The 8,229-nt window shown below is 70.9% G+C and carries 9 protein-coding genes; 1 reads left to right on the top strand and 8 read right to left on the bottom strand.

Annotated features, from left to right (window positions below; all coding sequences use genetic code 11):
- From AC1DY2_RS10885 to AC1DY2_RS10855, 7 genes are all read right to left on the bottom strand, one after another.
- On the bottom strand, positions 1–269 hold a 269-nt coding region (locus tag AC1DY2_RS10885), incomplete at its 3' end, for a Mur ligase domain-containing protein (protein ID WP_476762445.1).
- Positions 266–1,813, bottom strand: coding sequence for a Mur ligase family protein (locus tag AC1DY2_RS10880; RefSeq protein WP_476762444.1), 1,548 nt, complete (start codon positions 1,811–1,813; stop codon positions 266–268). The genes AC1DY2_RS10885 and AC1DY2_RS10880, both read right to left, overlap by 4 nt.
- A 13-nt stretch (positions 1,814–1,826) precedes the next feature.
- Positions 1,827–3,620 (bottom strand): peptidoglycan D,D-transpeptidase FtsI family protein, encoded by a 1,794-nt coding sequence (locus tag AC1DY2_RS10875; RefSeq protein ID WP_476762443.1) that lies wholly within the window; start codon positions 3,618–3,620, stop codon positions 1,827–1,829.
- Between the two features lie 25 nt (positions 3,621–3,645).
- Positions 3,646–4,230 (bottom strand): cell division protein FtsL, encoded by a 585-nt coding sequence (gene ftsL / locus AC1DY2_RS10870; protein ID WP_309978164.1) that lies wholly within the window; start codon positions 4,228–4,230, stop codon positions 3,646–3,648.
- Positions 4,227–5,180 (bottom strand): 16S rRNA (cytosine(1402)-N(4))-methyltransferase RsmH, encoded by a 954-nt coding sequence (gene rsmH, locus AC1DY2_RS10865; protein ID WP_476762442.1) that lies wholly within the window; start codon positions 5,178–5,180, stop codon positions 4,227–4,229. Before rsmH ends, ftsL begins: the two co-directional genes overlap by 4 nt.
- Positions 5,181–5,278: 98 nt before the next feature.
- Complete coding sequence (gene mraZ / locus AC1DY2_RS10860; RefSeq protein WP_476762441.1) at positions 5,279–5,710, bottom strand: division/cell wall cluster transcriptional repressor MraZ; 432 nt, start codon at positions 5,708–5,710, stop codon at positions 5,279–5,281.
- Between the two features lie 321 nt (positions 5,711–6,031).
- Positions 6,032–6,415 (bottom strand): DUF3040 domain-containing protein, encoded by a 384-nt coding sequence (locus AC1DY2_RS10855; RefSeq protein ID WP_476762440.1) that lies wholly within the window; start codon positions 6,413–6,415, stop codon positions 6,032–6,034.
- Between the two features lie 74 nt (positions 6,416–6,489).
- On the opposite strand from AC1DY2_RS10855, the gene AC1DY2_RS10850 reads away from it, so the two are divergent.
- Positions 6,490–7,602, top strand: coding sequence for a polyprenyl synthetase family protein (locus tag AC1DY2_RS10850; RefSeq protein ID WP_476762439.1), 1,113 nt, complete (start codon positions 6,490–6,492; stop codon positions 7,600–7,602).
- Between the two features lie 27 nt (positions 7,603–7,629).
- On the opposite strand, the gene AC1DY2_RS10845 is transcribed toward AC1DY2_RS10850, so the two are convergent.
- The gene (locus tag AC1DY2_RS10845) at positions 7,630–7,968 is read right to left on the bottom strand and encodes an Rv2175c family DNA-binding protein (RefSeq protein WP_309978153.1); all 339 of its coding nucleotides are present in this window, start codon (positions 7,966–7,968) and stop codon (positions 7,630–7,632) included.
- Positions 7,969–8,229 lie beyond the last annotated feature (261 nt).

Raw genomic sequence — 8,229 nt, 5'->3', positions numbered from 1 at the left:
GTGTCGGCGACCACGATCTGCGGGGCGGGAAGGTCGAGCGGGTGCTCCACGACCAGCAGCGCGGCGCCCCGCTCGACGGCGGCCGGCGCGAACCGGTGCCCGTCGTCGAACTCTCCGCGCTTCGCGAAGAAGACATCGCCCGGCTCGATCTCACGCGAGTCGGTCGTGACGGTTCCGTCGACGACCGTCTCGCCCGTGGCATCCGTGCCGCCCAGGTGCAGGCTGCCGCCGACCACCGAGGCGATCTCGGCGAGGGTGAGCGCGATCATGCGCCCCAGCCCGCCTCACGCAGTGCCTGCTTCGCGTCGTCTCGCGCTGAATAGGGGATCTTCACGCCCTTCACCTCGTGGTAGTCCTCATGGCCGGGGCCGGCGTAGAGGATCGCGTCTCCCTCGCCGGCCATGGCCAGCGCCGCCCGGAACGCCTCGCGGGGATCGGCGATCTCGTGGATCTCGCGCTCGGGAACGGCCTCGCGCGCTCCGGCGATGAGCGCAGCGCGGATCGCGGCCGGGTCCTCCCACCTGGGGTGGAAGTCGGTGATCACCACGACGTCCGCGCCCCGCGCCGCGATGGCGCCCATGTCGGCGCGTTTCGTGGTGTCGCGGTCGCCGTCGGCGCCGAACAGCATGATGACGCGCCCGGCGGTCGACCGCCGGATCGCTCCCAGCGTCTGCAGGAACGCGTCGGGGCTGTGCCCGTAGTCGATGTAGACGATCGGCCCGCGGTCGCCCGAGATGCGCTCGGCCCGGCCCGGGATGTAGGCGTCGACACCGCCGTCGCGCTCGAGCACCTCCGCGATCTGCTCGAGGTCGTAACCAGATTCCACGAGCATCACGATGGCCAGGGCCGCGTTCGCCGCCATGTACCAGCCGAGCAGGGGAACCCGTGTCTCGAGCCGGCGACCCGCCGTGCCCTCGAGCACGAACGCGGTGTCGGTGGGGGTCTCCTCGAGCACGGTGAGGCGCCAGTCGGCCTCGATCGCGGGGTCGGTCGACAGGGTCGTGACGGGCACGCGCGACTCCGCGAGCAGGCGACGGCCCCACTCGGAGTCGATCGTGACCACGCCGCGCCGGGCGCGCTCGGGCTGGAACAGCTCGCGTTTCGCTTCGAAGTAGACGTCCATCGACGCGTAGTCGTCGAGGTGGTCGTGCGTGAGGTTCGTGAACCCGACCACGTCGAAGACGAGGCCGTCGACGCGGTGGCGCGAGAGCGCCTGCGCCGACACCTCGACACCGACGGCGCGCACGTCGACCTCGCGCATGCGGGCGAGCAGGGCGTGCAGTTCGCTCGCCTCGGGGGTCGTCAGCGAGCTGGTGACCGCCTCGTCGCCGATGCGCCGCTCCGCCGTCGACGTGAGGCCCGCGGTCACGCCGAGCTGGCGCAGGATGCCGTAGAGCAGGTACACGACGCTCGTCTTGCCGTTCGTGCCGGTCACGGCGAACAACGTCGCGGGGTTCTCGGCCGTGCGGTGGATCCACGCGGCGACTTCGCCGAGGGCGGCCCGGGCGTCGGGAGTGACGAGCACGGGCAGGCCCGAGTCGCGCGCGAGCTCGGCGCCCGCGGCATCCGTCATGACGGCGACGGCACCGGCATCGCGCGCGGCGTCGGCGTAGCGAGCGCCGTGCGCGTTGCGCCCCGGCACGCCGACGTAGAGGTCGCCGGGCCGCACGGCCGACGAGGCGAGCACCACGCCCGTCACCTCGAGGTCGTCGATGTCGCCGTGCACCTCGAGGCCGAACGTCTCGGCCAGGCCGTGGAGCGATCGGGGGCTCGGATGCTGCGGCCGGAGGGCCGCGGGGGGCGATCCGGTCACGAACCCAACTTTCTCACCAGGTTGCTGGCAGCTCGGGCGCCGGGGCGCCGGATGGAACGGTCCGATACTTCTTCAGCACCTGGCTCATCACCTGTTGGAAGACGGGAGCGGATGCGGCGGACGAATTCATCTTAACGGGATTCATGATGCTCACCGAAACGACGAACTGCGGATCGTCCGCCGGCGCGAAGCCCGACACGGAGACCAGGTACCCGTGGAGATAGTGGCCGTTGCCGTCGGGCACCTGCGCCGTACCGGTCTTCGCGGCGACCCGGTACCCGGGGATCTCCCACTTGTCGGCGAGCCAGCCCTCGAGGTACACGCGCTCGAGCATCTGGCTGGTCTGGTCGGCCGCCTGCTCGGAGACGACCCTCGCGCCCTCGGGCTTCGCCGTGGCAACGTCGCCGCAGCCGTCGACCAGGCGCACCGGCATGCGCACGCCGCCGTTCGCGATCGTCTGGTAGGCGCTCGCGATCTGCACCGCCGTCGTGGTGAGGCCCTGGCCGAACATCGTCGCGTACTTCGTCTGGTTGTCCCAGTCGTCGGGGTCGCCGTGCAGGTCGCCGGAGGCCTCCGCGGGGAATCCGACCTCCGTCTCCTGGCCGAGCCCGAACTTCAGCATGTCGTCGTACCGCTCGCGGTCGGTCATCAGCTCGCCGAACTTCGACATGCCGGTGTTCGACGACTCGATGAGCACGCCGGTGAGCGTGAGGCGCTCGTCGTCATGGCCGGCGCTGTCGTTGATGTTGGCACCGTTGGCCGGCAGGTACCGATAGGGGGCCACGATCTGGCTCAGCGGGTCGGCCTTGCCGGCGTCGATGACAGATGCCGCGGTGAGCGCCTTGAACGTCGAGCCGGGCTCGAACGGCGCGGTGAACGAGCGAGAGCCTCGGTCGGCCTCCGCCGTCGACGACGGGTCGTTCGGATCCACGGTGGGCACGTCGGCCACCGCGAGGAGCCGCCCGGTCTTCGCCTCCATGACGGTGACCGTCGCCCAGTCGGCGCCCACGGCCTGCACCTGCGCCTCGGCGATGCGCTGCACCATCCACTGCAGGTCGGAGTCGATCGTGAGCTTCAGCGTGCCGCCGTCGTGCGCCTGCTTGTGGATCACCTGCGTGCCCGGGATCTGCACCCAGTCCTGCAGGCTGTGCAGGTAGCTGAGCTCGCCGTCCTCGCCCGCGAGGCACTCGTCCTCGGAGTACTCGAGGCCCGCCACGGCGTTGCCGTCGGGATCGACGAAGCCCAGCAGGTTGCCCGCGACGGCGCCGTTCGGATACCGCCGGCTGGGATGCTCCCACGGCACGACCCACGGGATGTCGAGCGCCTTCACCTTCTCGTAGGTGTCGGTGTCCACGAGCTTCGCGACGAACGCGAAGTCCGATTCGGGGTCGCCGGCGAGGGCGTCGGTGATGATCGCCTGCACCTGCTCGCCCGTGAGTCCGACCACGGCGCCGAGCTCGGCGGCGGACTGCTCGAGCGGCACCTTCACGCGCTTGGTCTTGTCGGGGTCGGCGGGATCGGGCTCCTCGCGGATGATCGGACCCGCGCTCGCGTTCTTCGGCGAGAGGGCGATGTCGTACCGCATGACGGTGTCGGCGAGCACGATCCCGTTCGCGTCCACGATGTCGCCGCGCGACCCGTACACCTTCACGTCCGTCGACCGCCGGCCCTCGGCCTCGGCGCTGAGCTCCGCCGCCCGCACGACCTGGATGTCGACGAGTCGCACGACGAACACGCCGACGAGCGCCACCAGGATCACGCCGGCCAGGAGGATTCGCCGCATCGGGTGTCGGCTCGTGCGGTTCATTCGCGCCTTCCTCGTCGGGTGCTGGTCAGTGCGTCGCGGGCGTCGGCAGGCCGTCGGCCGGTGGCGGGACCACGGCCGCGGCGTCGGGCGCCGCTGCCGCACCCTCCCCTGGTGTCGTTCCGTTCGGAGTCTCCCCCGTCGCCTGCTCGGTCACGAGCGGCACGCCGTCGATGAGCGCATTCGGCACCAGCGGGGCGGATGCCGCGGCGCCGCCGCTCGCCGGCGTGGGCTGGCCGAGCACGGCGCCGTCGGAGAGCCGCAGGTAGACCGGGTTGGCGTTGGGCACCATKCCGAGCGCCTCCGCGTTCTTCGCGAGGTACTGCGGTGACTCGACCCGGTCGAGGTCCTCCGCGAGCTTCTGGTGCTCTCGTTCCAGTTCGGCCTGGCGCACCTGGTAGCCGTCGATCTCGTAGGCGCCCTGCGCCACCGCGATCGAGAGGAGCAGTTGCGCGACGACGATCACGGCGACCCCGCCCAGCGCGATGACGGCGTAGGCGAGCCGCGGCTTGGCGCGGCCGTTCGGCTGCGGCGCCGGTCGGAGTCGCCGTTCGGGTCGTGGCGCCGGGCTCCGCCGTGGGGCCGGAGCGCCGTGGGCCGGCAGTGCGGTCATGACGGCCTCCTCACTCGTTCGGCGGCACGCAGCCGCACGGGCTTGGCGCGCGGGTTCTCGGCCTGCTCCGACTCGCTCGCCAGTTCGGCTCCGCGCACCAGGAGCCGGAACTGCGGACGGTGCTCGGGCAGCTCCATCGGGAGCCCGGCGGGTGCCGTGGAGCTCGAGGCGGCCTGGAGCACGCGCTTCACGATGCGGTCCTCGAGGGACTGGTAGGCGAGCACGACGATCCTGCCGCCGACCGCCACCGTGTCGAGCGCCGCGGGCATCGCCCGCTGCAGCACGGACAGTTCCTCGTTCACCTCGATGCGGAGGGCCTGGAAGACGCGCTTGGCCGGATGCCCCTGTCGCTGCACCGCGACGGGCGTCGCCGCCGTGATGACGGCGACGAGTTCGGCCGATCGGGTGATGGGGGCATCCGCCCTCGCCTTGACGATCGCCCGGGCGTACCTGGCCGACAACTTCTCTTCGCCGTAGTCCTGGAAGATGCGTCGCAGCTCGTCTTCGCTGGACTCGGCGATCACCTCGGCCGCGGTGCGGCCCTGGGTGAAGTCCATGCGCATGTCGAGCGGGGCATCCTTCGAATAGGCGAACCCTCGCTCGGCACGGTCGAGCTGGAGCGAGGAGACGCCGAGGTCGAACAGCACGCCCTGCACCTCGCTGAAGCCCTCCGACCGCACGGCCTCGGCGATGCCGTCGTAGACCGTGTGCACGAAGCGCGCCCGGTCGCCGAACGGCGCGAGACGCTCCCGCGCGATCGCGAGGGCGTCGGTGTCGCGGTCGAGCCCGATGACCGTGAGCTTCGGGAAGCGGGTGAGGAATGCGCTCGCGTGCCCGCCCATGCCGAGGGTGGCGTCGACGAGCACGGCGCCGTCGGCCTCGATGGCCGGGGCGAGCAGCTCGAGCGTTCGCTCGAGCATGACCGGGGTGTGGATGCGTTCGATGTCCATGATTCCTTCGGGACTGGTCCCGGATTCCGATCCCCATCCGTTCGTCCTGATGCGGGGAAGTGCATCAGGCGCGCACGGCTGGGAGTCGCAATCCGGGACTAGAAGAGTCCCGGGATCACCTCCTCCGCCGTGTCCGCGAAGGCCGCCTCCTGCTCGGCGAGGTATGTCTGCCACGCCGTCGCATCCCAGATCTCCACTCGGCTGCCCGTGCCGATGACCGTGAGGTCCCGGTCCAGGCCCGCATACGCGCGGAGCGTTGCGGGGATGGTGACGCGATGCTGCTTGTCGGGGGTCTCCGCGGATGCCCCCGAGAGGAAGACGCGCATGTAGTCGCGCGCCTGCTTGCTCGTTACCGGGGCCTGGCGGATCTTGTCGCTCATGCTCTCGAACTCGCGTGCGCTGAACACGTAGATGCAGCGCTCCTGCCCGCGCGTGAGCACGAGGCCGCTCGACAGCTCCTCCCGGAATTTCGCCGGAAGAATGACGCGGCCCTTCTCGTCGAGCTTCGGCTCGTAGGTCCCGAGGAACACCGCACCACCCCCTTTCCTCCGGCCAGAATCCAGGTGACCCCACTTTACTCCACTCTCATCCACCGATCAACGACATTCGCTCGTTTTCAGCGGCTCCGAGGTGTGAGATCCCTGTGAATACGCGCCAGAGAGACGGTGGAGGCGAGTGGAGGGAATGCGCGATCCATGGAGTCGCGGGCGCGCACTCGCTCCGCCGCGGGTCGCAGGAATGGGCGGTGTGGAGACGCACGGAGGGAAACGGGCGCCCCGGATCAGCGTCGGCGCAACGAAAAACGGGCCGATCCGAGGATCGACCCGTTGCGGTGGTGCGAAGTGGAGGGCTTAGTCGTGACCGTCCTGGCGACGGTCCCAACGCTCGTTCAGGCGGTCCATGAACCCGCCCGAGCGTCGAGCCTTGCCCGAGGCCGATGCCGGTTCGGCGGGTGCGGGCGTCGCCGCCCCGCGCTTGCTGGGCGTGATCGCGATGAGCACGCCGGCGAACATGAGGGCGAAGCCGAGGATGCCGACGATGAGCAACTGCAGGGCGACGCCAGCGATGAGGGCCCCGACGCCGGCGACCGCGACCAGCACTCCGAGCACGATCGCCCGGTAGTTGGGTCGTCGACCACGTACGCCGCCGACGGCATGCACGAAGTCCGCGTCATTGCGGTAGAGGTTCCGCTCCATCTCCTCGAGAAGACGTTGCTCCTGCTCTGAAAGCGGCATCTCATTCCCCTCAGGCTCGGGATCGACGCATCCGAGCTCATTCTAGCCCCGCCCCGCCTCGCTAGGCTAGGCGGGTGGCTCACGGTTCCCGGCTGGTCGATCTGGTGCAAGCGCGCATCGAGGAGTTCCTCTCCGAACGCACCTCCATTCTCCGCTCGATCAGCCCCGACCTGGACTCCCTCGACGAGTTCTCAAGGCGGTTTCTCAGCGGCGGCAAGCGCTTCCGGGCGCGGTTCTGCTACTGGGGGTGGGAGGCGGTCGGCGGACGTGGCTTCGATCCCTTCGAATCGGAGGCCGGACGCGACTGGTTCCCCGTCGTGTCGGCGGCGTCCGCCCTCGAGCTCTTCCACGCGGCGGCGCTGGTGCACGACGACATCATCGACAACTCCGACACCCGCCGCGGCGCCCCGGCGGCGCACAAGCTGTTCGAGCAGCTCCATGCCGACTCCGGGTGGGCCGGAAGCCCGGCCGACTTCGGGCGGGCCTCGGCGATCCTGCTCGGCGACCTCCTGCTCGGCTGGAGTGACGAGCTCCTCGACGAGGGGCTGCAGGCGCTTCCCGACCGACAGGACGCCCGCGCGGCACGCGCCGAGTTCATGCGCATGCGCACCGAGGTGACGGCCGGCCAATACCTCGACATCCTCGAGGAACGGGCCTGGGTGGTCCAGTCCGACGCCGACCAGCGCACGCGCGCCGAGCGCGTCATCGTCTACAAGGCCGCCAAGTACTCGGTCGAGTCGCCGCTCGTGATCGGCGGGGCGATCGCCGGTGCGTCGTCAGCCCAGGTGGCCGCGTTGCGCGGGTTCGGGCTGCCGCTCGGCATCGCGTTCCAGCTGCGCGACGACCTGCTCGGGGTGTACGGCGATCCCGAGGTCACGGGCAAGCCCAGTGGCGACGACCTCCGCGAGGGCAAGCGCACCCTGCTCGTGGCGATCGCCCGTGAGCGTCTCGCCGCCGGACCGCGTCACCTGCTGGACGAGCTCCTCGGCGACGCCGATCTCGACGCCGAGCAGGTGCGGATGCTGCAGCGCACCATCTCGGACTGCGGCGCCGTCGACGAGATCGAGCGACTCATCGCCGAGCACGTCGCGCGCGCCACCGCGGTGCTCGCCGATGCGCCGATCAGCCGCGACGCGCGCGCCGAGCTCGGCTCACTCGCCAAGGCGGTCTCGCGGCGCACGAGCTGACCGCCCGTCGGCCTGCCGCTCGTGGCGTCAGGCGAGCGCCTGCGCGACTCGCCGCACCTCGGACTTGCGACCGGCACGCAGGGCGGCGATCGGCGTGGTGCCGAGGCTGTCGTCCTCACCGAGCAGCCACTCGAGCGCCTCGGCGTCGGAGAAGCCCGCATCGGCGAGCACGATGGCCGTGCCGTGCAGCTCGGGCAGCGGAGCGGCGTCGCGGAGGAAGGTCGCCGGAACCTTCAGCACGCCGTCCACGCGGGCGGCGAGCAGGTGGCGGTCGTCGATGAGCCGTCGGATCCTGCTCGGGCTCTGCCCGAGCAGCTCGACGAGGTCGGGAACAGTCAGCCAGTCGGTCTGGTCGGCGTCGGTCACGGCTCCAGCCTGCCAGACGAACCCGCGACTCGGAAAGCCGTCGGCCGTTCCGAGGCCCGCCGGCCGCCGCGTCCACCGTCCGCGCGCGGTTCGCGCACGGAGTCCGCGGACTCGCGGCGAGGTCGTTGACTCGCCCTACCCCCTGTGCGACCGTGGCGACGGACGAGGATGTCCGACGCCGACTTCCGGGGGAACGATGGCGAACGAGACGGACGCATTCCGGGCCGCGGGCGGCGGCCACGCCGGCGCGGCCGCGCGACC

The sequence above is a fragment of the Agromyces sp. P1_H4 genome (assembly GCF_056405255.1).
The sequence above is the reverse complement of the archived record's forward strand: the minus strand, read 5'-3'. Positions and strand labels throughout refer to the sequence as shown.